This window comes from Neobacillus solisequens (assembly GCF_051233465.1).
In the GTDB taxonomy this organism is placed as follows: domain Bacteria; phylum Bacillota; class Bacilli; order Bacillales; family Cytobacillaceae; genus Neobacillus.
In genome coordinates, this window is the sequence record NZ_JBKFGJ010000009.1 from 254,985 (window position 1) to 279,987 (window position 25,003).

The window sequence follows — 25,003 nt, forward strand, 5'->3', positions numbered from 1 at the left end:
GTTAATTGACGGTTTTAGTTAAATGAAGTAGGATTATGAGGTAGTAAAGAGGTGAAAACATGATTCAGCCGATTATCGAATTTTGTATCAGCAACCTAGCGAATGGTGCTCAAAAAGCGCTGGAAAAATTAGAAAAAGATCCAAATTTGGATATTATTGAATATGGATGCCTCGGGTATTGCGGAAAATGCGCCACAACCCTTTACGCTCTAGTAAATGGAGAGGTCGTAACCGGCAAGACTCCTGATGAACTTGTTGATAACATATATCAATATTTAGAGGAAAATCCAATGTTTTAATAGATGGGGAGTTGACAAGGCTCCCTTATTTTAATGCCGAAAAATGGGTTCTAATTAGTTGAGAACGATAAAGGCACTGTATATACTATACATATAGCTCCATTTTTGAAGGAGGGAAGATCATGAGTAAAGATATCGTTATTTTGACGGAAGCTGCGTCATTGCAGATCAAAGATATGATGAAGCACAATGAAGAAGAGGGCGCTTTTTTACGTGTCGGCGTAAAAGGAGGCGGCTGCAGCGGACTGTCCTACGGCATGGGCTTCGAACATGATGTGAACGAAGATGACCAGCAATTTGAACAGTTTGGGGTTAAGATTCTTGTTGATAAAGAGAGTGCCGCGATTTTACAAGGGACGAAAATTGACTATAAACAATCCATGATGGGCGGCGGGTTCACCATCGATAACCCGAATGCCATCGCCTCATGTGGCTGCGGTTCTTCTTTCCGAACAGCTACTGAAACAGGAACACCTGAAGAATGTTAATAAAAAAGGCGTCCATTTTTGGGCGCCTTTCGACTTTATTTATCAAACATGGAAGAGCTGTGTAATGGTTGAATTTTCGCCTTTGGATCCATGAATGCTTTGGCGTTGTTTACCGCTGTTGGAGCTTCACCGAAGCCGCAGGCGATTAATTTTACTTTTCCCTCATACGTGCAAATATCTCCGGCTGCATAGATTCCCGGAATATTGGTTTCCATTTTGGAGTTTACGACAATGGAGTTTTTCTCAATGTTCAAACCCCATTCTTTTATAGGGCCTAATGAAGAAACGAAGCCGTAATTACAAATGACAGCATCAACATCTATGGCCACTTTTTGATTTTCGTTAACACTACTTATGACCACTTGTTTAATTCCTGCTTCATCCCCAATTAATTCAGCAGGTACATAGGGGGTTTTTACATCCACTTTGGAATTCATCAAGTTTTCGACACTATGCTCATGGGCCCGGAATTTATCGCGGCGGTGCACAATTGTCACCTTTTCCGCAATCGGTTCAAGCATTAAGGCCCAGTCAACTGCTGAATCTCCACCGCCAAAGACAACGACTTTTTGGCCGGAGAATTGATGTAGATCATCGATAAAATAGTAAATATTTTTCCGTTCATATTGAGCAGCGCTTTCTAGCTCCAGACGACGAGGCTGGAAGGCACCATTTCCCGCAGTAATAATGACCGTCTTTGAAAGATGAACTTCTTTATTGGTGGTTAGTTTGAAGAGACCGTCTTCCTGCTTTTCTAACTTTTCAACAGATTGCTCTAACGCAACAGTTGGTTGGAATTTGGCCATTTGTTTCTTTAAATTATTGACCAGTTCCTGGGCCCGGACTTTTGGAAACCCAGCAACATCGTAAATAAATTTCTCAGGATATAGGGCTGATAATTGACCGCCCAATTGTGGCAAACTTTCAATGATTTTCACTGACGCTTGTCTCATCCCACCGTAAAAGGCAGTAAATAAACCAACAGGACCGCCGCCGATAATAGTTATATCATTAACCTTTTGATCTTCCTGCACGTATGATCCCCCCATATGTTAGAAACCCCTTTCCCTATAATATCATAAAATGGAAAATCCTTCACATGTTTAGGTAGAATATTCTGACAGAAACAAAGCGGGTTTCTCCTATATTTTTGTTAATAAAATGGACTAAATGTCTTGAATTTCTCTTAAAAGTAGCATATGATGTAGTGAGAATAGATTGTTAAATTTTTGTGACAAATAAAGTACGATATTGTGTCTTGTGAAAAAGAGAACATTTTCTACAAAATAATGTTTTCTTAAAAATAAAGTTCATACTTGTCATTCACTCTTTTACTATGTTCATGTTCGTGAAATATATCACATACTTATTCTTATTTACAAAAATAATTTTCATAAAGCAGTGGAAAATTAGGTAAAAGCGTCAATTGACAGGATTATAAAAAAATCAAAAAGGTGGAAGATTACGGTGAGAAAGCCAAAAATTGTTATTCTGGGTGCAGGATATGGCGGATTAATGACAACAGTGCGATTACAAAAGCATCTTGGTGTAAATGAAGCAGATATAGTGTTGATCAATAAAAATGATTATCACTATGAGACGACATGGCTGCATGAGGCATCTGCAGGTACCTTACATCATGACAAGGTTCGTTATGATATTCGCGATGTTATTGATCGCAGCAAAGTGGATTTTGTTCAAGGTACTATTCTGGAAATCAATAAAGATGAGAAAAAAGTCATTTTAGAAAGCGGCGAAGTGGATTATGACTATTTAGTTATTTCCCTAGGCGGTGAACCTGAAACATTTGGTATTAAAGGTTTGAAAGAATATGCTTTCGGTATTACCAACGTCAATTCCTCTCGTCAGTTACGTGAACATATTGAGTATCAATTTGCTACGTACAACATGGAAGAAGAAAAAGATGAAACTCGTTTAACGATTGTAGTTGGCGGTGCTGGATTTACCGGAATTGAATTCCTTGGTGAATTAACGAACCGTATTCCTGAATTATGTGCTGAATATGATGTAGACCTTCACAAAGTCAAAATCATTTGTGTAGAAGCTGCACCAACTGTTCTTCCAGGTTTTGATCCGGAATTAGTAAACTATGCCGTACAAACTTTAGAGCGCAAAGGTGTAGAATTCTTAATTGGAACGGCCATTAAAGAAGCAACTCCTGAAGGAATCTTTGTTGCCAAAGGTGAAGATGAACCACGCGAAATTAAAGCTGGTACTGTAGTATGGGCTGCAGGTGTTCGCGGAAATTCCATCATTGAAAAATCAGGTTTCGAAGCTATGAGAGGTCGTGTTAAGGTACAGCCTGACCTTCGTGTTTCAGGTCATGACGATGTCTTTATCATCGGGGACTGTTCATTGGTTATTAACGAAGAAATCAACCGTCCATATCCACCAACTGCCCAAATTTCCATGCAGCAGGGTGAGAATGTGGCTAAGAATCTTGCAGCGCTTGTTCGTAATAAAACCGATCTTGAACCATTCCATTTTGATAACAAAGGTACGGTTTGCTCACTTGGTGAAGATGATGCCATCGGCGTAGTATTTGGCAAAAAGGTAACCGGTGCAAAAGCCTCTTTCATGAAAAAAGTCATCGATAACCGCTCACTATTTATGATTGGCGGCGCTGGACTTGTATTGAAAAAAGGTAAATTTAATTTCTTTTAATTATTTATAATAAATGAGGCTGACTCAAAAAGTCGTTGATGGACGACTCTTTTGAGTCAGTTTTTTATTTTGCAGATATTTTGACCAGAAATGAATTTGTGTTTATTGCAAATACTATTTTAGAAAAACTAACAACAGAGGGAGGTCAAGTAAAATGGAAAAAGAATATGATTCCTTGCATCAGACAACTTCAACATCAAAGGCCAAAGAAAATGAACAGGTATTGGAAATCAGTTCTACTGGTTATGGACTGGAATCCGTTCCAATCGAAGACTCGGTAAAATTTCAACCCAATCAGAGTGAAAACGACAGGAATCCCTCCTGAGTTCCTAGCCCAAATCTGTCATACATTCCAAAGGGGTTGGTCTTTTTATGTTGAAGGAAATCGAAGTCATCGTTTTCGACCTGGACGGGACTTTATATGGAGATACTCATCATTTTGATTATTATGCCGACCGCCTTTGCGAAAAGTTAGCCCCGTCAAATAGGAATTCCTTTTATAGGGATTATCAAATAGTGAAAGACAATAAGCATCCGTTAAAAGTTGGTACCGTGTATGATGCTGAACAAGATATCATACTAATCCAAAAAGATGGAAAAGTGCTTCAAGCTCTCACTTGGGCAGGAAAAGAACTGTCCGAAGAGAAAATAAGAGAACTTTATCACAATGAATTGGAATTTAATCTGCATTCTCTTCTTAATGTGGGGGATTATTGGTGGATCCCTGTTTCGATTGCCAGACATTATGGCCTAACGAGTGAACAGGCTCATCAATCTTTTCTGGAAACAAGAGAATTTATGATGTCTGCCAAGTTTCAGATGTTAGAAATTAAAGGATATAAAGAAGAACTCCAAAGACTGTCAAAAACGAAAAAACTGGTGCTTTATACAAATTCGCCTCAAAAAGATAGTGTGGTGATAGTAGAAAAGCTGGGATTCAAGAATTTTTTTGACTATATGATTTTTGAAGGACAGAAGCCGGTCATGACTGAGGAGTATTTTATAAAAATCCGTGACCATTATCATGTGAAGTTTTCAAATATTCTCAGTATCGGTGATAATGCTATCAATGAAATCATTCCTGCAAAAAAATTAGGTTGTAAAACCATTCTGATCGATGCTCACGAAATCGGGGATAAAACTCATACCGATTATATAGTTAAGAATATTGAAGGCCTTGTTGATCTGCTAAAAAAAGTGGACTAACGGGAAGATTAGGATCATATAGGACACCCTCTTTTTTGTTATGATAAGGATAGAAGAATAGGAGGGAGGGCTAATATGAGCGGGAAAGAAAAGCGCGGAAAAGTATGGCTCGGTGTTTCCGGTTTAGTAATATCCCAAGACGGACGCTGGCTTGTTGTGAAAAAGCGGTATGGAGGATTAAAGGGGCAATGGTCCTTGCCGGCCGGCTTTGTTGATGCCGGTGAAACGGCAGATCAAGCAGTACTCCGCGAGGTAAAGGAAGAAACGGGAATAGAATGCACGGTCAAGGGAATGCTCGGATTAAGGACGGGCGTCATAAAAGGTGAAATTAGTGATAATATGATTGTGTTCCTCTTAGAGCCAATGGGGGAAGGAAAGATTGTTCACCAAGAGAATGAGCTGTATGAAGCAAGGTTTATTTCTCCGGAGGAGCTGCTGCTGGAGACAGATGCTTCGATTTTATTAAAGTATCTCATTGAACAAAATGATAATATGTTCAAACCGGGAATAGACGGAATGAATCCTGGTGACCAGTTTGGTTATACGGCATATAAATTATTTTTGTAATTTTTAGAAAATTTAAGGATCACTTCGTAAATGAAAGAAAACTTTACATGTATCCGTTTTCTTCACCTATTTTGACCGTATTTCGCTCTTTGCTTTTTGGCTATCCTTGATATATTATCAGAATATTAAGTTAATATTTTAAGGAGATGATCGGATGACTGTAAAGAGCCTCGATTTGAAATCGTGTGATTATTGTGCGGGGAACGGGTATTTTCAGCTAGTCCTTGGCGGCACAGAAACTTGTGCCTGCTGTGGGGGAACAGGCAAGAGAAAAGAATAATGCAGATCCAATCGCTTCTTCGATTTTTTTCGAAGGGCTATTTTTTTGTGCTTATTTTATTGACTCTCTTTGCAGCGGTTTAGTACACTAAAAGTTGATGCAAAGGGGGAATTACCATGCAAATGAGCATTGTAGTGCTAATTATATCGATCCTATTATTCTTTGTTTTGTTTTTTGGAATCGGTTTTATTTTAAATATGCTCCTGAGAATGTCGTGGATTATGGCGATTATTTATCCAATCATAGCCATCTTAATCATAGATAAGGTCCGATTTGTCGAATATTTTACGGATAGCAGTGCTGCTTTTCATAGTTTGGGACAAAGACTGGCCTCCTTGGCAACTGCTGATATCCTGATTTTAACAAGTGGACTGGCAGGTGCCATTGCAGCCGGAATTACGATTAAAATGCTTCGTAGAAATGGATATCAAATGTTTTAAGCCCTCATTTTTTGAGGGTTTTTATTTTTAGGTGGTTTTAATATTTTTACAACTCCTTTTTTGAATAATTCCTTAAATCTTGGGAATGAATATTTCTGGAGGAGTGAAAAAATATAATGAATAAAACAAGAAATTGGACGAAACGCATCGCCATGACTATTCTGTTTATCATGGCCCTCATTGCGACGTTCCAATCGATTTCTGGTGTCAGTGCCTTTTCCGTTCTTTCTAAGGTAAAAAACGAAATTTCAACAACAGAATCTGTGACTGGGAAAGTGAGCTCGTTAGAAGATCTTGATTGGTCCAAGTATCCGAAACATAATGTCACCGCCACAGGCTATACAGCGGGTGCTGAATCAACCGGTAAAAGCCAAGGGCACCCTGAATACGGCATTACTTATTCAGGTGTAAAAGTAAAGCGAGATTTATTCTCTACCATCGCAGCTGATTTGGCGGTCTACCCAATTGGAACGATTTTGTTTATTCCCGAATACGGATATGGCGTTGTTGCGGATAAAGGTGGTGCAATCAAGGGCAACCGCCTTGACCTTTATTTTGAAACCGTAGAGGATGTCTATCGTGAATGGGGCAAAAAAACACTGGATGTCTACGTAGTACAAATGGGCAATGGGAAGCTGACTGAGGCCCAGCTGCAAGCCTTAAATGAAGACAAATCCCTGCAGGTCTTCCGCCAGCAGTTTATAAACTCAGAAAAAAGATAAACAGGCCGGGGTGCCTGTTTTTTTTATTGGGCAAATCTTGGCGAGCGATGAGAAAAGAGAAACAAGAAAGGAGTCGCCAATAAATAAGGGAACTTTCGCGAAAGTGACATCTGAAAAACAGCGAAAAATAGCAAATAAAATAAACTTATTAGTTACTCGAAATAAATTCCCTTTTTGAGATATAATTAATTCGATATCTATTGGAGGTGGAAACAAACATGTTTCAGTTAAAACAGGACTTAGAGCTAACTGCTGAACATCAGGGCCTGGTGATTGGTCTTTTTGAAAAGCCAGAAAAGTTTTCGGGAAATTTGGCGTCTCTTGATCAAGCGTTTGAAGGCCAGCTGACAAAGCTTGTGAAATCAGGTGACATATCAGCCAAATTAAAATCTATCAGTAAAGTACATACCCTAGGAAAAATTGGACCTAAACGAATTTGGATTATTGGCCTCGGTAAAGAAAAAGAATTCACCTTTGATAAGTTGCGCCAGGCTTTTGGAAAGCTATTTAAAGAACTAAAGAATAACAAACAAGAAGAAACAGCAATTTATTTAGATACATTCCTATCTGAAAAGCATGACGCTTCGGACGCAGCCTATGCATTAAGCGAAGCCTTCGCCTTAGCTACCTATCAATTCGAAGGCTACCGCCAAAAATCCAATGAGCCGGAGAAACGTCTTGAGACCTTGACTGTTTATAGTCAGGCAGCTGCCGAAGAGGTTGAAGCATCCCTTTCTATCGGTTATGCCTTCGGAAAAGGCACCAATTCAGCAAGAACCTTAGTGAACACTCCAGGCAATATGTTAACCGCCACGGATATGGCTAACTATGCTACAGAACTGGCAGCCAAGTACAATTTCGAGTTGGAAATTTTGGATAAAGCTGAGATTGAAAAGCTTGGTATGGGTGCGTTTCTTGCGGTGAACCAGGGATCAGCAGAACCACCTAAAATGATTGTATTGAAATACCAAGGTAAAGACGAATGGAAGGATGTCATCGGACTTGTTGGCAAAGGAATTACCTTTGACACCGGTGGTTATTCCATTAAAACAAAAGCCGGTATTGTTGGCATGAAAACTGACATGGGCGGTGCTGCAGCTGTTTTAGGTGCTATGGAAATCCTCGGTGAGATTAGACCAGAACAGAACGTCGTTGCTGTAATTCCATCGACAGATAATATGATTAGCGGCAATGCGTTCAAACCAGATGATGTCATCACGTCCATGAACGGTAAAACCATTGAAGTGTTAAATACTGATGCCGAAGGACGTCTTGTCCTAGCAGATGCTGTTACGTATGCTAAGCATCATGGAGCTAATTATATCGTTGACGTGGCGACGTTAACTGGTGGTGTGATTACTGCTCTAGGTGTCAATACCACTGGTGCTATGACCAATCATGAACCGCTTTATGAGCAAGTATTGGAAGCAGCGATGGAGGCCGGAGAACAAATGTGGCAATTGCCACTGTTTGAAAGTGAGAAAGAACGAGTGCGCAACAGTAAAGTTGCCGACTTAAACAATTCACCGGGCAGTGAAGGGCATGCCATTGTGGCAGGGGCGTTTATTGGTGAATTTGCAGAGGAAACCCCTTGGGTGCACTTGGATATTGCTGGCACTGCAACGTCAACTAAAGAGTATGATCTTGGTCCGGCAGGCGCTACCGGTGTCATGACCCGTACCCTTGCGCTCTTTGTAGAACGATTCGAGCCGATTGAAAAATAAACATGAGTCTAACCGGGCGCTTCCGCTTTTCGTTTGTCTAGCTCCAGCGCCCAGAGACTAGTGTCCTTCGCTCTCCGCCCTACGATAAGTCAACATCGAATCGCTGTCGCTCTGCGTGTTTCCTTTATCTCAGTTGGAGAGGCTCCAGGCCATACGTCGCTAACCGGGCGCTTCCGCTTTTCGATTTGTCTAGTTCCAGCGCCTAGGGGCTCGGGGTCATAAGCCAATCCGCCAAGAAGGTTAAAGTGCAATCTTCTCGCCGGCTCGTCTTATGCCTGTCGCCCCTGGGAAAGGCGCCTCCACTTTTCGATTTGCCCACTCCAAACCCATCCTTTTCGCATATGAAGTAGTATAGGCAGATATGAAAAGGAGGTTTTGCCTTATGTACCCATACTATCGGAGTCCATATCCGGTACAAGATCAACGATTTATTGGTGGTTTATGGGGATGGCCATTGGCTATTGGGGGATTGAGCTTTCTAGGCGGATTAATTGGTGGCGGTTTAGGAGCATCCTTTGCGGCACGCCCATTCTATGGTGGTTTTGGTTATCCGGGCTTTGGCTATCCAGGTTTCGGCGGCGGAGTACCATATTATTAATTGAAGAAAAAACAGCTCCCCGGGCTGTTTTTTCTTTTGATAAAAAAGGAAAATGAAGGCTTAACAAAGAATAGGATTAAGAAAGGTCCATCTTTATTTAAATATAAAATTACGGAGGTTGAAAAATGATTCCGAATACCCTCTTAGAAGCTTTGAAAATTGAAATAACGCATATGGAAGCTGGAAAAGTCTTAGCAACCATGCCAGTGGATGAACGGACTAGGCAGCCGTACGGAATTCTCCATGGCGGGGCATCAGTAGCCTTAGCTGAAACTGTGGCAAGCCTGGGAGCTTATGAACTGTGTGACAAATCTACCGAGATCGTAGCAGGTCTTGAAATTAATGCAAACCATGTTCGTCCAAAATCAGAAGGTGTGGTAACGGCGACAGGTACTGTTCTCCATAAAGGGAAAACGACTCAGGTTTGGGATATTAAAATTACTGACGAACAAGACCGCCTCATTTGCGTGTCTAGGTGTACAATGGCGGTTATTAAAAAGGAGCAATAATAATGGTGAGGATGGGCAAATTTCCCATCCTTGTATTGTTAAAAAATTTAAAAAATTTATTTTCAATTCATGCTATAATGTAAGAAATAAGCACAATTTTTGTACAGGTTTCTCAATATAATGGAGTAAGGATATTTAAAGGAAAAGGTGGTGAAAAGTAAATGGCAGCAAAACGGCAGCATCTGTTTATCGATTTTGAATTTACGATGCCAGAAAGAAATATTCGGATGAAAGAATTCTATCCGGAAATTATTGAGGTAGGTACTGTAGCTGTGGTCGATGAACAAATTACTGAGCAATTTTCATCTTTTGTCACTCCGCTAAAATTCCCAAAATTATCAGAGCGCTGCAAGTCATTCTTACATATTTCACAGCAGCAGGTTGACACGGGACTTTCTTTTTATGATTTTATCCGTAAACTGGAGGAATTTAATAAAAATAAATGGGATACCACCATTGTAACGTGGGGGAACATGGATATGAAAGTGTTGCGCCAAAATTGTTATGCAGCAGGAATTCCATTTCCACTTCAAGCCAATGAGCTTGATCTTTCGATGGAATATAAGCGGTTCTTTGGGGACCAAAATCAAACCGGCCTTTGGAAAGCGGTACAGGAATATGGGAAGGAAGGGACAGGCCGGCATCACCGTGCGCTCGACGATGCGATGACTACCTACAATATATTCAAACTGGTGGAAAAGGATAAACGATATTTAGAAAAGCCGAAACCAACCACCATAGGTGACCGAATTGATTTTTCAAAGCTGTTAAATGAATTTGCATAAAAGGCCAAATCACTTAAACGGATTTGGCCTTTATTATTATTCCTTGAAATAATCCTTCTCAAGGTTTCCTATGGTTTCTAGGCTTAGTTCAGCCCATTTTGTACCCGTTTCTTGCAATTCTTGCTTCATTTTATCCACAGCCTCTTTTAAGGACTGTACATAGTCCGGAACTTCCCCATCGAACGGTTTCACCATTTGTTTCGGAATATTTGCCTGCTCTCTGAAGCTAAGAGCTTTTCTTTCGTGAAAAATCAATACATCGGCGTCCTTTGGATTGTGTAGATCCCCCTGCATCGGGTGCTTAGCAACTGCGAGAGCGCGCATTAAATAATGCTGAGGACGAACCTCCGTTATTTCTCCAATATATTTACCGGTTTTATAAATGCCTGTCACAATTGAGCCAATTTGTAATTCTTCCACAAAAACACTCCTACCTTTATATTTCTTCCTTTCATTTTATAACGAAAAATAATAAATTTAAAACAGGATGCAAATAAACAGAAAAAATGGAGGTTAGAATATATGAGAAAGAGTTTGCTGACGATTTTTACCATGGTATCCATTTTATTTTTGCTTGGTGGATGTGGGACAAGCACGAAGCAGGATGCAGCGAAAAAGAAAGACACTCAGACAAAAACGGAGCAAAAGGAAGGAGAAGGTCAAGTGGCGAATACTGTGTATCCACAACTGTCAACAGAGGTAGCTGATAATGAGAGATTAGTGGAAATGGACACGACAATGGGAGCGATTAAAATTAAGTTATTCCCAGAATATGCCCCAAAAGCTGTGGAAAACTTTGTAAAGCATAGCGAGGAAGGCTATTATGACGGGTTGATTTTTCACAGGGTAATTAAGGATTTCATGATTCAAGGGGGAGACCCTAATGGTAATGGTACTGGTGGTGAAAGCATTTGGGGCAAGCCATTTGAGGATGAATTTTCCCGGAATTTATTTAACATCCGTGGTGCGTTATCCATGGCAAATTCCGGATCCAATACAAATGGCAGCCAGTTTTTTATCGTACAAAGCACCAAGCTTGATCCTTCCATGAAGTCACAAATGGAAAAGGCAGGATATCCCAAAGAAGCTGTCGATGCATATGAAAATGGAGGAACTCCTTGGCTTGATGGTCGTCATACCGTTTTTGGCCAAGTAATTGAGGGAATGGATGTTGTGGATAAGATTGCCAATACTCCTGTTGACCCAAAGGACAAGCCGGAAAAGGATGTTAAAATTAATAAAATCAAAGTCCTAAAGTAAAGGCGAATCAATTGGTGTGAAACATTTTTACTGCTATAATGAGTAGAGTATGTTCTCAAAGAGGAAAGGGAGAATAAAATGTTTCAACCAACGGTCTTATCATTGTTTTTGTACTTTCCCGAAGATAAATCAGAATATATTCCGGCAGCAATTAGTTTGATTATATTTATGATTGCAGCGGCACTCACCATGAGGTTGATTATTAAAATCTCCAAACGGGAAGCCCAGAAGGCAAAAGAATTAGAAGAAAAATTGAAAAACCAAACCACTCCAAAGAACAGTTAACGAACTAACTGTTCTTTTTTTCTGTCGCATACTGATAAATTATTTAGTTCATACTAAAGGCAAGAAGCGCGGGGGGATTACAGATGAAGAAAGCTTGGATGATAATTCCGCTATTATTGCTGGCCGGATGTATGGAACAAAATGTGACAAAGATGGACGTAAACATGTATAACGCTGTGGGGGACTCTCTTGGTAAAATTACCTTGCAGGAGCAATCAAGCGGGGTAAAGGTCTCCGGCAATTTAAAAGGATTACCTCCGGGAGTTCACGGGATTGCTATTCATGAAAAAGGGAAATGCTCAGCTCCCAGCTTTAAATCTGCGGGGAACCATTTCAACCCTGAAAATAAATCCCACGGACTCCTATATCCTAAAGGGGCTCATGCCGGTGATCTTCCAAATTTAATAGTTGAGGATGATCAGTCCGTCAAGGTAGATATCATGGCTCCCAATGTGTCTTTAAAGGATGGAAAAAAATCATTGTTTACCAAGGAAGGTACCTCCATAGTTATAACGTCTAAAAAAGACGATGGGATGACACAACCTGCTGGAAATTCAGGGAATCGCATTGCCTGTGGTGAGATTTCTAATAATAAAGCAAAACCTGGTCAAAAAGATACACAGGACGAAAAAAAATAGGCAAATTCCTACTTTGGAATAGCCTATTTTTTTTACTATAGGTATTAATCTAAGCTTATCCCAAAAAAGGACATACACTAAAGGTGAAATGATTAGGAGGGATAAGATGGAAAAAAGACAATTCGGTGGTTTTCCTGGGCAATTCGGTTACCCACAAATGGGTTATCCACAAATGGGCGGGTATCCATATTCAGGTTTTCCACAAATGACAGGAGGTTATCCGCATTACCCACAATATGGTGGCCAATATCATCATGGATATCCACAAATGGGCGGTTCTCCGCAAGGCTTTCCACATATGATGGGTAGTCAGCAACCAGGTTTTCCACAAATGGGTGGTTTTCAACAAGGATCTCCACAAATGATGGGTGGCCAGCAACCAGGTTTTCCACAGATGGGCGGTCAAACTCTTCCTCAATTTGGACAGCGTAAAAAAGGAAAGAAATAATCTTACTTTGCTAGATATAGCCTGTTCCTTTCCGGGAACAGGTTTTTTGCATCGCTTTACTTGATTTATTTTCGTTTTTTACCGAAAATGATAGTAAAGGATTTTTACAGAAGTCAGGTGACGTAATGAAACATAAGCTTTATTATACAGATCCATACATAAAGTCATTTACCGCCAAGGTAGAAAGACAAGCACAGGACCAGGATGGTAACTGGTTTATTGTATTAGATCAAACGGCTTTCTATCCAACAGGCGGTGGTCAACCTTTTGATACAGGAGTTATTGAACAAAGCCGTGTTATTAATGTTGAGGAAATCGACGGAGAAATCCGCCACTATCTTCAAGACCCTATACCCTCTCACAAAATGGAGGTAAGCGGGCAAATTGATTGGGATCGTCGTTATGACCATATGCAGCAGCACTGCGGTCAACATATTTTATCAGCGGCCTTTGAGCAATTATTTGATTACAACACTGTTGGATTTCATTTAGGTAATGACATTGTCACCATTGATTTGGATACAGAACAACTGACAGAAGCAGAAGCAGCCAAAGTTGAATCATTATCGAATCAAATTATACTAGAAAACAAACCTATTGAAATCAAATGGGTCACCGAAGAAGAACTATCCCGTTACTCTTTGCGAAAAGAGACAAAAGTGAAAGAGAATATTCGACTTGTCATCATCCCTGATTTTGATTACAATGGCTGCGGCGGTACCCATCCACGGACAACTGGGGAAGTAAGGGCCATTAAGATCCTGAATTGGGAACGGCAGCGGAAAAAGGTTCGCCTGCAATTTGTCTGCGGGGAACGGGTCATCCAGCAGTTAGGGCAAAAACATACTGTTTTGCTAGAACTAACGAAGCTGCTGAATGCACCGGAACACGATATGCCTTCAGCCGCAATCAGATTACTTGAAACAAATAAAGCATTGGAAAAATCCTTAGAACAAGCTAAAGAAGCATTAATTCAGTATGAGGCAAAAGAAATATTAGAAGTATCTCAGGATAAACTGGTGGCTGAGGTTTTCAAAAATCGTTCCATTCAAGAACTGCAAAAATTGGCTCGAGCCGTCATCGCTTTAGATGAGGAAGCCATTGTTTTAGCTGTTTCTGATAATCAACAACAGCTTCAGCTTGTTTGTGCCAGGGGAAATGGCAGAAATGAGAGTATGAAAAAAGTAATTGGATCTGCACTTCCATTGATTAACGGCAAGGGTGGAGGGAATGACTCTTTTGCTCAGGGCGGCGGGCCGGCATTAATTTCAGCTCAGCAGCTACTGGAGCATTTACGGGGTTCTGCCTTTATAGAAGCATGAACTTACTCAATTCGTTCATAATAAGTGTATCCAAAAATAAGTAGCATCATGAAGGGAAGGTAGAATTAGATTGAAAAAACAACATATTGGTGTTGTCGGGGTTGGAGTAATGGGGCGGAGCCTTGCCTTAAATTTTGAGAGCAAGGGTTTCTCTGTAGCGGTTTATGACCTATCTGCAGAAAAAATTACTGAAATCTTAGACCATCACAAAGATAAAAATATAGTTGGTACTGTTAATATTGAAGAATTTGTACAATCTTTAGAGAGTCCCCGCAAAATTTTACTTATGGTTAATGCTGGTGAGATTACCGATAAAGCAATCCAATCATTGCTTCCATATCTGGACAAGGGCGATATCCTCATTGACGGCGGAAATACATACTATAAGGATACGATCCGCAGAAATACGGAATTGGCTGAAAAGGGGATCTTGTTCATCGGTGCCGGGGTATCCGGTGGTGAAGAAGGGGCGCTTAAAGGCCCAGCCATTATGCCAAGCGGTCAAAAAGAAGCGTATGAAGCAGTTGGTCCATTGCTGACAGCCATTTCGGCAAAGGTAAACGGGGATCCATGCTGTACTTATATTGGTCCAGATGGTGCCGGTCATTATGTCAAAATGGTTCATAACGGCATTGAATATGGTGATATGCAGCTTATTTGCGAATCCTATCACATGATGAAATCATTGCTCGGCTTATCTGCCGAGGAGCTTCATGAAGTATTCCATGAATGGAATCAAGGTGAACTGGACAGCTACTTGATTGAAATCACGGCAGATATTTTTACAAAGAAAGATCCGGAAACGGGCAAACCAATTGTTGATGTCATTCTTGATACCGCTGGACAAAAAGGTACCGGTAAATGGACCAGCCAGAGCGCCCTTGACTTAGGAGTTCCGCTCACCATGATTACGGAATCTGTGTTCTCCCGCTTCCTTTCAGCAATGAAAGATGAACGTGTCAAAGCCAGCAAGTTGTTAAAAGGTCCGAAAGAAAATAAATTTATCGGCAATAAATCAGAATTAATCGAACAAATCCGAAAAACACTTTATTTCAGCAAAATTATTTCTTATGCTCAGGGCTTCTCTCAATTTAAGGTGGCCTCTGAGGAATACAATTGGAATTTAAAACCTGGTGAGATTGCGAAAATCTTCCGTGGCGGCTGTATCATTAGAGCAGGCTTCCTGCAAAATATTATGGACGCCTATGATCGTAATCAGGAACTAGAAAACTTATTAATGGATACCTATTTCCAAGGTATTACGGCAGATTATCAGGATTCTGCTAGAGAAGTGGTCTCCATCGCCGTGAAGGCAGGGATCCCAGTACCAGGACTTGCCAGTGCACTAGCCTATTATGACAGCTACCGCTCCGAAGTCCTGCCGGCCAACTTGCTTCAGGCCCAACGTGACTATTTCGGCGCCCACACCTACAAGCGCATTGACAAAGAAGGAACATTCCACACAGAATGGCTTGAAATCTAAAGAGGACCCGCCCTATCGGCGGGTTTTTCCTGTATACTTTATATAAAGATGCACATTGTTGATTGGGGCGGAAGAAGGAAATACTCCTGCAGGAAGCTCTCTGAACCGTCCACGGAAGTGAAGCTCGTGGAGCGCAAATCAACAGTCTTATTAACAGCCAAAAGTAAAGGGGGACTTACAATGGGATTTCTTGATGGGTTAATGGGGAATGCTTCTGAAATTCATATTCATGAGCTGGAAAAGGAATTTGCCAAGATCTTGACACCAAATGAACAAATCGAAAAAGCATACAAGCTCATTCGTGATCTATTTATTTTTACCAGTAAACGTTTAATACTCGTCGACAAGCAAGGGCTAACAGGAAAAAAGGTGGAATACCATTCCATTCCTTACAAAAGTATCACCCATTTCAGCATTGAAACAGCGGGCAGCTTTGATTTGGATGCCGAACTGAAAATCTGGATTTCCGGCAATGCATTGCCGCTCCAAAAACAATTCAACAAGAGCTTAAACATTTACGAACTGCAAAGTGTTTTAGCCTCATATGTTCTAAAGTAAAAAAGACGAGCTCAGCCGCTCGCCTTTTTCTTATTTGAATGCTTTTTCCAACCGCTTTAATCCCTCTTTCACATCTTCAAAAGGACAGGCAAGATTCATGCGGACAAAGCCTTCACCGCCAGGACCGTATTTTGGTCCTGGTTCCAAGCCCAGCTTCCCTTTACGAATCAACTGTTCCCGAAGCTCCTCGTCACTTAGCCCCAACTTTCGGCAATCAAGCCAAAGCAGATACGTTCCTTCAGGGTCAATACAAGTAATCTCCGGAAGATGCTCGTTAATAAATTGAACCGCATAATCCTTGTTGTTCTGTAAGTAATCAATCAGTTCCTCCAGCCAGGATTCTCCATGAAGATAAGCCGCCTCCATGCCAACAATACCAAATGCGTTGAGAGAAAACAGACCTTGCCTTTTCATGGTCACACTCAATTGATTTCGTAATGCTTTATTTTTGATAATGACAGCTGATGCCTGCAAACCTGCCAAATTAAAGGTTTTGCTTGGGGCAATAAGTGTAATGGTTTTTTCGGAAAGTTCCTCACTTAAAGATGCAATCGGCAGATGCTTGTAATCCCTATAAACCAAATCGGAATGGATTTCATCTGAAACGATTAAGCAATCATACTGTAAACAAAGCTCACCAATGCGAGCAAGCTCATTCTTGGTCCAAACCCGTCCGGCAGGATTGTGCGGACTACAGAGTAAAAACAGCTTACAGCCTTCTTTTAAAGCATTTTCGAAAGCACTAAAATCTATCTTGTAGCGATTTCCTTCCAAGATCAATGGGCAATTGACCATCACCCGGTTATTTTTTTCAATCATATCAAAAAAAGGTGTATAGACCGGTGACTGTACCAGCACCTTGTCTCCTTCCTTCGTAAACGACTGGATGGACAGGCTAATTGCCTGCACAATTCCCGAGCAGTACAGAAGCCAAGAAGGATCTATGTTCCATTGATGCCGTTTCAACATCCAATCGGCAATGGCCTTTGCAGTTGAAACAGGGACAAAAGTGTATCCAAAAATTCCATGGTCGACACGGTATTTCAGTGTATCGATGACCGCTTGCGGTGGCTTAAAATCCATATCGGCCACCCACATCGGCCACACGTCTGACTCTCCAAAAATTTCTTTGGTTAACTCCCATTTTACCGACGACGTTTTCAATCGGTCTATTTTCTCATCAAATATTGACATCCTGTCACCGCCTGTTCCATTATCGTTGTTCCTAATTCCTATGATAAAATAAATCATGCAAATATATAAACATTTAGGTGATAAAATGCGAAAAGAAATTCAAACTCATTTAAAATATGCGGAATTATTAACTGAATGGGATCCGTTTCCTCAGTTTAACAGCGGCTATGAAACAGAAATCGTCGATGTGATTCAAGCAGTCCATGAATTGGACCATTCTTCAAAGCTGGCGAAACGTATTCAAGAAATTTATGATTTCTCTTTTGAAAAGATTCTCCCCTTGGAGAATTGCTTAAAAATCGCAGAACAATTAATGGTGATAAAAAATGAGGAATCCTGCTCGATTTAATTAAAAGGCTCTGTTAAACTTGTCTGTAGATTTACGCTCCATTTGCTTCGCTTTCCGTGGGCGTTTCGGCGAGCCTCCTCGGCGCTTGCGCCTGCGGGGTCTCTCCAGAACCGTACTCCCACAGGACGTTGATTTTCTTCCTAGAATTCGCCCACGCACGAAGGAAATGCGTTAGCATTTTCGAGGAGTCTTCGCACCTTCCGCTCCAATCAACAGAGTGTAAAAAATCAACACTGTTCTTTAACACAGCCAATAAAAAAAAGCGGACCAACCGAGAAGGTGTCCGCTCAAAAAGGGGGGGAATACTAGAAAGCTTATGCTACAGTTATTTCCACCTTTAATAAAATATATACCTGTTTATAAAATAAAAAGCGGTTTTGACCGCTTTTTTGTATGTTGTTATTCTTCTTTCGTACCAGAGGCTGTATGATCTTTGGGGTATTCCAAGAGTTCAGAAGCAGCTATATCAAGAACAGTAGAAAGCTTTAAGATGGTCTGAGAGCTAGGAAGTTGCTCGCCAGACTCATATTTTTCAATCGTTTGGAGTCCAACTCGAATCTTTTGGGCCAGTTCCTCTTGGGTCATATTTCTCATTTCACGGGCATTTTTAATGGTTATGCCGATTGAATTCATACGGTTCACCTCTCCAAAAAATGATATATTTCCACTATAAGTTTATCATATAACAAGTCCTTCTGCTTATGTAAACTATGAACATTATGTTAAGGCTTTCTGACCTTTTTATTGTAAATATAGGAAAAATAGGTTTCCTTACCCATTGTTCTTTTGATTAAGCCCATTTATTATGATATAATTTTTTATTGCATATAAAGGGATAAATAATTAATATATTTAGGAGTGTTTTCATGACATTAAAATTAGAACCGGGAAGTATTGTTACAGGTAAGATAACGGGGATTCAACCCTATGGTGCATTTGTTGCACTGGATGAAAATACACAAGGGCTCGTTCATATTTCCGAAATCACGCACGGATTTGTCAAAGATATTCATGAACATTTAAAGGTCGGAGAAGAAATTAAGGTTAAAGTACTATCTATTGATGAAACTGCGGGGAAAATTGGACTGTCCATCAAAGCGACAGAAGAGGCTCCTGTACAGCAGGCGTTTAAGACAAAGCGTCCACGCAAACGTCAAGCAACGATTCTTCCGGAAGTAGAAGGGCAGCAAGGTTTCAACACGCTGAAAGAAAAGCTCCAAGAATGGATCGATCAATCCCAGCAAGAGGATTTAATTAAAAAGTAAAATTTGTGACAAGCCTGTTACCTACTCGATTTCAGTAGGGCAGGCTTTTTTTAAATTAACATTCATTCTTTCACCTTACTCGGCTACAATATAGTTATGCATATTTTCATTGAAAAGGGAGGAATACCGGTATGACAGGAAAATCTTTGGAAATTATTGAAAAGACAGAAAAATATGGGGCACACAATTATCATCCACTACCGATCGTTATTTCAAAAGCGGAAGGAGTATGGGTAGAAGATCCGGAAGGCAATAAATATATGGATATGTTGAGTGCCTACTCTGCCGTTAACCAGGGGCACCGTCATCCAAAAATCATCCAGGCCTTAAAAGAACAAGCTGACAAGGTAACGCTAACATCACGGGCGTTCCATAACGATCAGCTTGGCCCTTGGTATGAGAAGATTTGTCAATTAACCAATAAGGAAATGGCTCTTCCAATGAATACCGGAGCGGAAGCCGTTGAAACAGCATTTAAAGCAGCGCGACGCTGGGGCTATGATGTAAAAGGAATTGCTGAAGACCAAGCTGAAGTAATCGGATGTATCGGAAACTTCCATGGCCGGACCATGACGGCTGTTACTTTGTCATCGGAAGAAGAATATAAGCGAGGCTTTGGTCCGATGTTGCCGGGAATCAAGTTAATTCCATACGGCGATTTGGAAGCGTTAAAAACAGCTATCACCCCCAATACAGCAGCATTTTTAATCGAACCGATTCAAGGGGAGGCAGGAATTGTCATTCCGCCGGAAGGTTTTATGAAAGCAGCCTATGAGCTTTGCAAGGCAAATAATGTGCTGTTTATTGCCGATGAAATTCAGGCTGGCTTGGCCCGTACCGGAAAAATGTTTGCCTGTGAATGGGAAGACATCGAACCAGATATGTATATTCTTGGAAAGGCTCTTGGCGGTGGGGTGTTCCCAATCTCCTGTGTTGTGGCTAACAAAGATATTTTAGGGGTATTTAATCCAGGATCCCACGGTTCCACTTTTGGTGGAAATCCAATGGCCAGTGCTGTTTCGATTGCCTCATTGGATGTATTAATCGATGAAAAATTGGCGGAAAGATCATTGGAGCTCGGTGAATATTTTATTAGTAAATTAAAAGAAATTAATAATCCGATTATTAAAGAGGTTCGCGGTCGTGGCTTATTTATTGGTATGGTCTTGACAGAACCTGCCCGTAAATATTGTGAACAATTAAAAGATGAAGGGTTACTATGTAAAGAAACACATGATACAGTGATTCGTTTTGCCCCTCCGCTAGTGATTACCAAAGAAGAATTAGATTGGGCCATCGAGCGGATTCAAAAAGTACTGGGGTAAACCTAGAGGTGGAAAATGGGAACACATGAGGAAGATGGAGTACAAAAAGAGACATTGAACCTTCTTGCATCGACACAGACAATTATCCAAGATGCATTAAAAAAACTGGGGTATAACCAGGATATGTATCATTTATTGGCTGAACCGCTACGCACATTAAAGCTAAGAGTCCCTGTCCGTATGGATGACGGTTCTACGAAAATATTTACCGGGTTTCGTGTTCAGCATAATGATGCAATCGGGCCGACCATAGGTGGGGTTCGCTTTCATCCTAAAGTAACGGAAGAAGAAATCGAGGCCTTGGCCATGTGGGCCAGTCTGAAGTGCGGCATCGTAGATTTACCGTTTGGGGGAGGAAAAGGCGGAATTATTTGCAACCCCAGAACCATGTCATTTGGGGAACTAGAACGTTTAAGCCGCGGATATGTAAGGGCAATTTGCCAGATTGCCGGACCGGTAAAGGACATTCTTTCACCTGATATCTATACCAATTCACAAGTTATGGCATGGATGATGGATGAGTATAGTTCATTAAAACAGCATGGTTCGGCAGGATTTATCACAGGCAAACCAATGGTTCTCGGAGGCTCTGAGGGACGGGAAATTGCAGGGGCCATGGGTGTGGTCATTTGTATCGAAGAAGCAGCGAAAAAACGCAGAATTAGTATTAAAAATGCCCGAGTCATTGTTCAAGGTTTTGGAAATGCTGGCAGTTTTGTTGCTAAATTTATGCATGAAGCTGGGGCAAAGGTGGTTGGAATATCCGATGTATACGGCGCCCTTTATGATCCGGACGGTTTACCTATCGACTATCTATTAAGCCGCCGCGATAGCTTTGGAACGGTTACAACACTTTTCGATGGAAGAATCTCCAATGCCGAATTATTGGAACAAGAATGTGATATTTTAATCCCAGCTGCTATTGCCAATCAAATAACAAAGGATAATGCACGTCAGATCAGAGCCAAAATTGTTGTGGAGGCTGCTAATGGTCCGACAACATTGGAAGCTACCAAAATCTTGACAGAACGGGATATCTTATTGGTGCCTGATGTATTAGCAGGTGCCGGAAGTGTCACCGTTTCATACTTTGAGTGGGTTCAGAATAATCATGGTTATTTTTGGAGTAAAGAAGAAATAATCGAGAAACTACGAGAAAAACTTGTCAAATCCTTTAATGAGGTCTATGAGTTTGCCCAAACGCATCAGGTAAACATGCGTCTGGCTTCATATATGACGGGTGTCAGAAAAATGGCAGATGCCTCTCAATTTAGAGGCTGGATCTAGCAATAAACCGGGAATCTTTCCCGGTTTATTTTTTTAAAAAGAGTCCAAGATTTACTAAACCAGCGACCCCGATTAATCCATCAATGACTTTGGCAAGAGTCTCATCCCGGCCTCCAAAAATACCCGAAATCAGATCCGTCTGAAAAAAGGCAATGAGTCCCCAATTAACAGCACCAAAGATGGTCATAACAAGTGCTATTCGCTGAATTGAGCCCAAATTGGAAAATCCTCCTTTTTTAATTAATAGTTTAATGGTTCTTCAGTAAAACTATTCAAGTAAAATTTTTTGCAAAAAAGGTGTGAATAGCAAATAATATGAAATGAGAAGGAGGCGTTTTGAATTGCAAAACTTTACATTTTGGAATCCGACAAAATTAATTTTTGGAAAAGGTCAGCTAGAGCAATTAAAAACCGAAGTTCCTCGTTATGGCAAGAAAGTACTTCTTGTCTATGGCGGCGGCAGCATTAAACGTTCTGGTCTTTACGATCAGGTAACAGGATTATTAAAGGAGACCGGTGCAGAAGTATTTGAACTATCAGGTGTTGAACCAAATCCGCGTGTAACGACTGCCCGTAAAGGGGTGGAGATTTGCAAAACGGAAGGAATTGACTTTATCTTAGCTGTCGGGGGCGGCAGTGTCATTGATTGTTCGAAGCTGATTGCGGCAGGAGCAAAGTATGACGGGGATCCATGGGATCTTGTGACAAAAAAAGCAATGGTCCAAGCGGCGCTTCCATTTGGTACGGTTTTAACTTTGGCTGCAACAGGCTCAGAAATGAATGCCGGCTCTGTCATTACAAACTGGGAAACAAACGAAAAATACGGCTGGGGCAGCGCTGTGACCTATCCGAAATTTTCAATTTTAGATCCAGTAAATACATATACAGTTCCAAGAGACCAAACGGTAAATGGAATTGTCGATATGATGTCTCATACTCTTGAGCATTATTTTCACCTTGAAGACCAAACTGATTTTCAGGACCGTATGTGTGAAGGCTTGCTGTTAACAGTAATGGAAACGGCTCCTAAGCTTTTAGAGGACCTAGAAAATTACGACCACCGTGCAACTGTCCTTTATTGTGGAACAATGGCACTAAACGGAATCTTAAACATGGGCTACTCAGGAGATTGGGCTACCCATAACCTTGAGCATGCTGTCTCAGCTGTTTATGATATCCCACATGGCGGTGGTTTGGCGATTCTGTTCCCACATTGGATGGAACACAATCTTAGTGTGAAACCAGCACGTTTTAAAAAGCTCGCAGTCCGTGTATTCGGTGTAAATCCGGAAGGTAAAACGGATGAAGAAGCAGGACTTGAAGGCATTCGCAAGCTGCGTGAATTCTGGAACAGCATTGGTGCTCCATCACGTTTAGCCCATTATCAAATCGATGACAGCAAGCTGGACTTAATGGCTGATCGTGCGATGGTTTACGGTGAATTTGGCAGATTTAAGAAATTGAATCGTGAGGATGTACTGGCGATTTTTCGTGCATCACTATAAGACTCGGACGCTTTGTCCGAGTTTTTTTCAATTTGTAAAAAAAAGCTCGAAAATGGGTACGCTTACATAGGAGGGTGTACCTTGATTATCCGCCCCTCATTCGATAAAGTGGTAAATGAAAATAAAAAATTGGAGGATCAATCATGACACACGTTCGCTTTGATTACTCAAAAGCCCTTACCTTTTTCGGTGAACATGAACTTACATACCTAAGGGATGCTGTAAAAGTTGCCCACCACTCTTTGCATGAAAAAACAGGTGCAGGAAACGATTTTCTAGGGTGGGTTGAACTTCCCGTAAACTATGACAAAGAAGAATTTTCACGAATTCAAAAAGCAGCTGAAAAAATTAAATCCGATTCAGATGTTCTTTTAGTTATCGGGATTGGCGGCTCCTACCTTGGCGCCCGCGCTGCTATAGAAATGCTACAGCACAGCTTCTACAATGTACTTCCAAAAGAAAAGCGCAACACCCCACAAATTATTTTTGTCGGAAACAACATCAGCTCTACTTATATGAAAGACATCATGGATCTGCTTGACGGCAAGGAATTCTCCATTAACGTCATTTCAAAATCTGGAACCACAACCGAACCAGCTATCGCTTTCCGGATCTTCCGTAAGCTTCTTGAAGAAAAATATGGCCAAGAAGAAGCACGTAAGCGCATTTATGCAACCACTGACAAAGCAAGAGGTGCATTGAAAACCCTCTCAACTGAAGAAGGCTACGAAACATTTGTCATTCCAGATGACGTCGGCGGACGCTACTCCGTATTAACTGCAGTAGGCTTGCTGCCAATCGCTGTCAGCGGTGCCGATATTCAAAAAATGATGGACGGCGCAGCAAAAGGACAAGAGGACTTCGGTCATTCCGAGCTTGAAGACAATCTTGCCTACCAATATGCGGCTGTCAGAAATGTCCTTTACAACAAAGGCAAAACCATTGAAATGCTTGTTAACTACGAGCCAGCCTTGCAATATTTCTCTGAATGGTGGAAACAGCTATTCGGCGAGAGCGAAGGCAAAGACCAAAAGGGAATCTTCCCATCATCAGCAAACTTCTCAACAGACTTGCACTCTTTAGGGCAATACATCCAAGAAGGCCGCCGCGATTTGTTCGAAACCATCATCAAGGTGGATCAACCGCGCCACGAATTATCCATTGAAGCAATGGACAATGACCTGGACGGATTAAACTATTTAGCCGGCCAAACTGTTGATTTCGTAAATAACAAAGCCTTCGAAGGCACTATGCTCGCTCACACAGACGGCGGTGTACCAAACCTAATCGTATCCGTCCCTTCATTGGATGAATACACATTCGGCTACCTAGTATACTTCTTCGAAAAAGCCTGCGCCATGAGCGGCTACTTATTAGGGGTTAACCCATTTGACCAACCAGGTGTAGAAGCCTACAAAGTCAACATGTTCGCCCTATTAGGCAAACCAGGATTTGAAGAAAAGAAAGCAGAGCTTGAAAAACGCTTGAAGTAATTTTGAAACGCTGACCTTTATGGGGTTGGCGTTTTTTTTGTGAATTGACTTCTAAGGTTTGCATTAGTCGCCAATGAGGTAATTGGCACAGTGAAGTCGCAGATAGATGAAAAAGGGGTCGCCAATGAGGCTTCTTGGCGCCAAGGAATCGCGGGTAGATGATGAGAAGGTCGCCAATGAGGCTTCTTGGCGCCAAGGAATCGCGGGTAGATGATGAGAAGGTCGCCAATGAGGCTTCTTGGCGCCAAGGAATCGCGGGTAGATGATGAGAAGGTCGCCAATGAGGCC

Annotated in this window: 32 protein-coding genes; 26 read left to right on the plus strand and 6 right to left on the minus strand. The window is 41.2% G+C overall.

Features of this window, described 5'->3' with window-relative positions:
• Window positions 1–59: 59 nt before the first annotated feature.
• Together ACI3K6_RS10515 and ACI3K6_RS10520 are read left to right on the plus strand one after the other, a co-directional pair.
• Window positions 60–299 (plus strand): YuzB family protein, encoded by a 240-nt coding sequence (locus ACI3K6_RS10515; RefSeq protein WP_335386966.1) that lies wholly within the window; start codon window positions 60–62, stop codon window positions 297–299.
• A gap of 122 nt (window positions 300–421) precedes the next feature.
• Window positions 422–787, plus strand: a complete 366-nt coding sequence (locus tag ACI3K6_RS10520) for a HesB/IscA family protein (RefSeq protein ID WP_435554780.1) — start codon at window positions 422–424, stop codon at window positions 785–787.
• A 35-nt stretch (window positions 788–822) separates the two neighbouring features.
• Here the strand turns inward: ACI3K6_RS10520 and ACI3K6_RS10525 are convergent, their stop codons facing one another.
• Window positions 823–1,821 (minus strand): NAD(P)/FAD-dependent oxidoreductase, encoded by a 999-nt coding sequence (locus ACI3K6_RS10525; protein WP_435554781.1) that lies wholly within the window; start codon window positions 1,819–1,821, stop codon window positions 823–825.
• A gap of 433 nt (window positions 1,822–2,254) precedes the next feature.
• Here ACI3K6_RS10525 and ACI3K6_RS10530 point away from each other — a divergent pair, with 433 nt between their 5' ends.
• From ACI3K6_RS10530 to kapD, 11 genes are all read left to right on the plus strand, one after another.
• Window positions 2,255–3,472 (plus strand): NAD(P)/FAD-dependent oxidoreductase, encoded by a 1,218-nt coding sequence (locus ACI3K6_RS10530; protein WP_435554782.1) that lies wholly within the window; start codon window positions 2,255–2,257, stop codon window positions 3,470–3,472.
• Window positions 3,473–3,626: 154 nt separating this feature from the next.
• A complete protein-coding gene (locus ACI3K6_RS10535; protein ID WP_335477886.1) occupies window positions 3,627–3,797 on the plus strand; it encodes a hypothetical protein in 171 nt (56 codons plus the stop codon).
• Window positions 3,798–3,844: 47 nt separating this feature from the next.
• Window positions 3,845–4,678 (plus strand): HAD family hydrolase, encoded by an 834-nt coding sequence (locus tag ACI3K6_RS10540; RefSeq protein WP_435554783.1) that lies wholly within the window; start codon window positions 3,845–3,847, stop codon window positions 4,676–4,678.
• Window positions 4,679–4,753: 75 nt separating this feature from the next.
• Window positions 4,754–5,245 carry an NUDIX hydrolase gene (locus ACI3K6_RS10545; protein ID WP_435554784.1) on the plus strand — a complete coding sequence of 164 codons (492 nt, stop codon included), beginning with the start codon at window positions 4,754–4,756 and terminating at the stop codon, window positions 5,243–5,245.
• Between the two features lie 154 nt (window positions 5,246–5,399).
• Window positions 5,400–5,525 carry a YuiA family protein gene (locus ACI3K6_RS10550; RefSeq protein ID WP_335477881.1) on the plus strand — a complete coding sequence of 42 codons (126 nt, stop codon included), beginning with the start codon at window positions 5,400–5,402 and terminating at the stop codon, window positions 5,523–5,525.
• Between the two features lie 116 nt (window positions 5,526–5,641).
• Complete coding sequence (locus ACI3K6_RS10555) at window positions 5,642–5,965, plus strand: YuiB family protein (protein ID WP_435554785.1); 324 nt, start codon at window positions 5,642–5,644, stop codon at window positions 5,963–5,965.
• 116 nt (window positions 5,966–6,081) lie between these two features.
• On the plus strand, window positions 6,082–6,687 hold the full coding sequence (locus ACI3K6_RS10560) for a 3D domain-containing protein (RefSeq protein WP_435554786.1): 606 nt from the start codon (window positions 6,082–6,084) through the stop codon (window positions 6,685–6,687).
• 218 nt (window positions 6,688–6,905) lie between these two features.
• Complete coding sequence (locus tag ACI3K6_RS10565; protein WP_435554787.1) at window positions 6,906–8,411, plus strand: leucyl aminopeptidase; 1,506 nt, start codon at window positions 6,906–6,908, stop codon at window positions 8,409–8,411.
• A 382-nt stretch (window positions 8,412–8,793) separates the two neighbouring features.
• Window positions 8,794–9,009: a hypothetical protein gene (locus ACI3K6_RS10570; RefSeq protein ID WP_435554788.1), complete on the plus strand. Its 216-nt coding sequence runs from the start codon at window positions 8,794–8,796 to the stop codon at window positions 9,007–9,009.
• A gap of 125 nt (window positions 9,010–9,134) precedes the next feature.
• The gene (locus ACI3K6_RS10575) at window positions 9,135–9,518 is read left to right on the plus strand and encodes a hotdog fold thioesterase (RefSeq protein ID WP_435554789.1); all 384 of its coding nucleotides are present in this window, start codon (window positions 9,135–9,137) and stop codon (window positions 9,516–9,518) included.
• A 161-nt stretch (window positions 9,519–9,679) separates the two neighbouring features.
• Window positions 9,680–10,303: a 3'-5' exonuclease KapD gene (gene kapD, locus ACI3K6_RS10580; RefSeq protein ID WP_435554790.1), complete on the plus strand. Its 624-nt coding sequence runs from the start codon at window positions 9,680–9,682 to the stop codon at window positions 10,301–10,303.
• A 36-nt stretch (window positions 10,304–10,339) separates the two neighbouring features.
• On the opposite strand, the gene kapB is transcribed toward kapD, so the two are convergent.
• Window positions 10,340–10,723: a kinase-associated lipoprotein KapB gene (gene kapB, locus ACI3K6_RS10585; RefSeq protein ID WP_435554791.1), complete on the minus strand. Its 384-nt coding sequence runs from the start codon at window positions 10,721–10,723 to the stop codon at window positions 10,340–10,342.
• A gap of 102 nt (window positions 10,724–10,825) precedes the next feature.
• Here kapB and ACI3K6_RS10590 point away from each other — a divergent pair, with 102 nt between their 5' ends.
• The 7 genes from ACI3K6_RS10590 to ACI3K6_RS10620 all read left to right on the plus strand — a co-directional run bounded on the left by ACI3K6_RS10590 (window position 10,826) and on the right by ACI3K6_RS10620 (window position 16,297).
• The gene (locus ACI3K6_RS10590) at window positions 10,826–11,563 is read left to right on the plus strand and encodes a peptidylprolyl isomerase (protein WP_435554792.1); all 738 of its coding nucleotides are present in this window, start codon (window positions 10,826–10,828) and stop codon (window positions 11,561–11,563) included.
• A 78-nt stretch (window positions 11,564–11,641) separates the two neighbouring features.
• On the plus strand, window positions 11,642–11,848 hold the full coding sequence (locus ACI3K6_RS10595) for a hypothetical protein (protein ID WP_435554793.1): 207 nt from the start codon (window positions 11,642–11,644) through the stop codon (window positions 11,846–11,848).
• A gap of 83 nt (window positions 11,849–11,931) precedes the next feature.
• Window positions 11,932–12,486, plus strand: a complete 555-nt coding sequence (locus tag ACI3K6_RS10600) for a superoxide dismutase family protein (protein ID WP_435554794.1) — start codon at window positions 11,932–11,934, stop codon at window positions 12,484–12,486.
• Between the two features lie 106 nt (window positions 12,487–12,592).
• A complete protein-coding gene (locus ACI3K6_RS10605) occupies window positions 12,593–12,934 on the plus strand; it encodes a hypothetical protein (protein WP_435554795.1) in 342 nt (113 codons plus the stop codon).
• Window positions 12,935–13,059: 125 nt separating this feature from the next.
• The gene (locus ACI3K6_RS10610) at window positions 13,060–14,256 is read left to right on the plus strand and encodes an alanyl-tRNA editing protein (RefSeq protein WP_435554796.1); all 1,197 of its coding nucleotides are present in this window, start codon (window positions 13,060–13,062) and stop codon (window positions 14,254–14,256) included.
• Window positions 14,257–14,326: 70 nt separating this feature from the next.
• Window positions 14,327–15,739: an NADP-dependent phosphogluconate dehydrogenase gene (gene gndA, locus ACI3K6_RS10615; protein WP_435554797.1), complete on the plus strand. Its 1,413-nt coding sequence runs from the start codon at window positions 14,327–14,329 to the stop codon at window positions 15,737–15,739.
• 180 nt (window positions 15,740–15,919) lie between these two features.
• Window positions 15,920–16,297, plus strand: a complete 378-nt coding sequence (locus tag ACI3K6_RS10620) for a PH domain-containing protein (protein WP_335482615.1) — start codon at window positions 15,920–15,922, stop codon at window positions 16,295–16,297.
• Window positions 16,298–16,327: 30 nt separating this feature from the next.
• Here the strand turns inward: ACI3K6_RS10620 and ACI3K6_RS10625 are convergent, their stop codons facing one another.
• Window positions 16,328–17,491, minus strand: coding sequence for a MalY/PatB family protein (locus ACI3K6_RS10625; RefSeq protein ID WP_435554798.1), 1,164 nt, complete (start codon window positions 17,489–17,491; stop codon window positions 16,328–16,330).
• Between the two features lie 85 nt (window positions 17,492–17,576).
• Between ACI3K6_RS10625 and ACI3K6_RS10630 the strand changes: the two genes are divergently transcribed.
• Complete coding sequence (locus ACI3K6_RS10630; RefSeq protein ID WP_435554799.1) at window positions 17,577–17,840, plus strand: DUF1871 family protein; 264 nt, start codon at window positions 17,577–17,579, stop codon at window positions 17,838–17,840.
• 399 nt (window positions 17,841–18,239) lie between these two features.
• Here the strand turns inward: ACI3K6_RS10630 and ACI3K6_RS10635 are convergent, their stop codons facing one another.
• Window positions 18,240–18,473, minus strand: a complete 234-nt coding sequence (locus tag ACI3K6_RS10635; protein WP_435554800.1) for a helix-turn-helix domain-containing protein — start codon at window positions 18,471–18,473, stop codon at window positions 18,240–18,242.
• A gap of 233 nt (window positions 18,474–18,706) precedes the next feature.
• On the opposite strand from ACI3K6_RS10635, the gene yugI reads away from it, so the two are divergent.
• The 3 genes from yugI (at window position 18,707) to ACI3K6_RS10650 (ending at window position 21,717) form a co-directional block, all read left to right on the plus strand.
• Complete coding sequence (gene yugI, locus ACI3K6_RS10640) at window positions 18,707–19,105, plus strand: S1 domain-containing post-transcriptional regulator GSP13 (RefSeq protein ID WP_335479934.1); 399 nt, start codon at window positions 18,707–18,709, stop codon at window positions 19,103–19,105.
• A gap of 131 nt (window positions 19,106–19,236) precedes the next feature.
• Window positions 19,237–20,430, plus strand: coding sequence for an ornithine--oxo-acid transaminase (locus ACI3K6_RS10645; RefSeq protein ID WP_335479936.1), 1,194 nt, complete (start codon window positions 19,237–19,239; stop codon window positions 20,428–20,430).
• A 15-nt stretch (window positions 20,431–20,445) separates the two neighbouring features.
• Window positions 20,446–21,717, plus strand: coding sequence for a Glu/Leu/Phe/Val family dehydrogenase (locus ACI3K6_RS10650; RefSeq protein WP_435554801.1), 1,272 nt, complete (start codon window positions 20,446–20,448; stop codon window positions 21,715–21,717).
• Between the two features lie 25 nt (window positions 21,718–21,742).
• Here the strand turns inward: ACI3K6_RS10650 and ACI3K6_RS10655 are convergent, their stop codons facing one another.
• Window positions 21,743–21,934, minus strand: a complete 192-nt coding sequence (locus ACI3K6_RS10655; protein WP_435554802.1) for a DUF378 domain-containing protein — start codon at window positions 21,932–21,934, stop codon at window positions 21,743–21,745.
• A gap of 124 nt (window positions 21,935–22,058) precedes the next feature.
• Here ACI3K6_RS10655 and ACI3K6_RS10660 point away from each other — a divergent pair, with 124 nt between their 5' ends.
• Together ACI3K6_RS10660 and ACI3K6_RS10665 are read left to right on the plus strand one after the other, a co-directional pair.
• Window positions 22,059–23,222, plus strand: a complete 1,164-nt coding sequence (locus ACI3K6_RS10660) for an iron-containing alcohol dehydrogenase (RefSeq protein WP_435554803.1) — start codon at window positions 22,059–22,061, stop codon at window positions 23,220–23,222.
• 143 nt (window positions 23,223–23,365) lie between these two features.
• Window positions 23,366–24,715, plus strand: coding sequence for a glucose-6-phosphate isomerase (locus ACI3K6_RS10665; RefSeq protein ID WP_335479275.1), 1,350 nt, complete (start codon window positions 23,366–23,368; stop codon window positions 24,713–24,715).
• Window positions 24,716–24,778: 63 nt separating this feature from the next.
• Here the strand turns inward: ACI3K6_RS10665 and ACI3K6_RS10670 are convergent.
• A partial coding sequence (locus ACI3K6_RS10670; RefSeq protein WP_435554804.1) for a hypothetical protein occupies window positions 24,779–25,003 on the minus strand: 225 nt, incomplete at its 5' end.

Excerpts from the sequence above, each read along its gene's own strand:
- ACI3K6_RS10515 (WP_335386966.1), top strand. The coding sequence starts at position 60 with ATGATTCAGCCGATTATCGAATTTTGTATCAGCAACCTAGCGAATGGT.
- ACI3K6_RS10520 (WP_435554780.1), top strand. The coding sequence starts at position 422 with ATGAGTAAAGATATCGTTATTTTGACGGAAGCTGCGTCATTGCAGATC.
- ACI3K6_RS10535 (WP_335477886.1), top strand. The coding sequence starts at position 3,627 with ATGGAAAAAGAATATGATTCCTTGCATCAGACAACTTCAACATCAAAG.
- ACI3K6_RS10540 (WP_435554783.1), top strand. The coding sequence starts at position 3,845 with ATGTTGAAGGAAATCGAAGTCATCGTTTTCGACCTGGACGGGACTTTA.
- ACI3K6_RS10545 (WP_435554784.1), top strand. The coding sequence starts at position 4,754 with ATGAGCGGGAAAGAAAAGCGCGGAAAAGTATGGCTCGGTGTTTCCGGT.
- ACI3K6_RS10550 (WP_335477881.1), top strand. The coding sequence starts at position 5,400 with ATGACTGTAAAGAGCCTCGATTTGAAATCGTGTGATTATTGTGCGGGG.
- ACI3K6_RS10555 (WP_435554785.1), top strand. The coding sequence starts at position 5,642 with ATGCAAATGAGCATTGTAGTGCTAATTATATCGATCCTATTATTCTTT.
- ACI3K6_RS10560 (WP_435554786.1), top strand. The coding sequence starts at position 6,082 with ATGAATAAAACAAGAAATTGGACGAAACGCATCGCCATGACTATTCTG.
- ACI3K6_RS10565 (WP_435554787.1), top strand. The coding sequence starts at position 6,906 with ATGTTTCAGTTAAAACAGGACTTAGAGCTAACTGCTGAACATCAGGGC.
- ACI3K6_RS10570 (WP_435554788.1), top strand. The coding sequence starts at position 8,794 with ATGTACCCATACTATCGGAGTCCATATCCGGTACAAGATCAACGATTT.
- ACI3K6_RS10575 (WP_435554789.1), top strand. The coding sequence starts at position 9,135 with ATGATTCCGAATACCCTCTTAGAAGCTTTGAAAATTGAAATAACGCAT.
- kapD (WP_435554790.1), top strand. The coding sequence starts at position 9,680 with ATGGCAGCAAAACGGCAGCATCTGTTTATCGATTTTGAATTTACGATG.
- ACI3K6_RS10590 (WP_435554792.1), top strand. The coding sequence starts at position 10,826 with ATGAGAAAGAGTTTGCTGACGATTTTTACCATGGTATCCATTTTATTT.
- ACI3K6_RS10595 (WP_435554793.1), top strand. The coding sequence starts at position 11,642 with ATGTTTCAACCAACGGTCTTATCATTGTTTTTGTACTTTCCCGAAGAT.
- ACI3K6_RS10600 (WP_435554794.1), top strand. The coding sequence starts at position 11,932 with ATGAAGAAAGCTTGGATGATAATTCCGCTATTATTGCTGGCCGGATGT.
- ACI3K6_RS10605 (WP_435554795.1), top strand. The coding sequence starts at position 12,593 with ATGGAAAAAAGACAATTCGGTGGTTTTCCTGGGCAATTCGGTTACCCA.
- ACI3K6_RS10610 (WP_435554796.1), top strand. The coding sequence starts at position 13,060 with ATGAAACATAAGCTTTATTATACAGATCCATACATAAAGTCATTTACC.
- ACI3K6_RS10620 (WP_335482615.1), top strand. The coding sequence starts at position 15,920 with ATGGGATTTCTTGATGGGTTAATGGGGAATGCTTCTGAAATTCATATT.
- ACI3K6_RS10625 (WP_435554798.1), bottom strand. The coding sequence starts at position 17,491 with ATGTCAATATTTGATGAGAAAATAGACCGATTGAAAACGTCGTCGGTA.
- ACI3K6_RS10630 (WP_435554799.1), top strand. The coding sequence starts at position 17,577 with ATGCGAAAAGAAATTCAAACTCATTTAAAATATGCGGAATTATTAACT.
- ACI3K6_RS10635 (WP_435554800.1), bottom strand. The coding sequence starts at position 18,473 with ATGAATTCAATCGGCATAACCATTAAAAATGCCCGTGAAATGAGAAAT.
- yugI (WP_335479934.1), top strand. The coding sequence starts at position 18,707 with ATGACATTAAAATTAGAACCGGGAAGTATTGTTACAGGTAAGATAACG.
- ACI3K6_RS10645 (WP_335479936.1), top strand. The coding sequence starts at position 19,237 with ATGACAGGAAAATCTTTGGAAATTATTGAAAAGACAGAAAAATATGGG.
- ACI3K6_RS10650 (WP_435554801.1), top strand. The coding sequence starts at position 20,446 with ATGGGAACACATGAGGAAGATGGAGTACAAAAAGAGACATTGAACCTT.
- ACI3K6_RS10665 (WP_335479275.1), top strand. The coding sequence starts at position 23,366 with ATGACACACGTTCGCTTTGATTACTCAAAAGCCCTTACCTTTTTCGGT.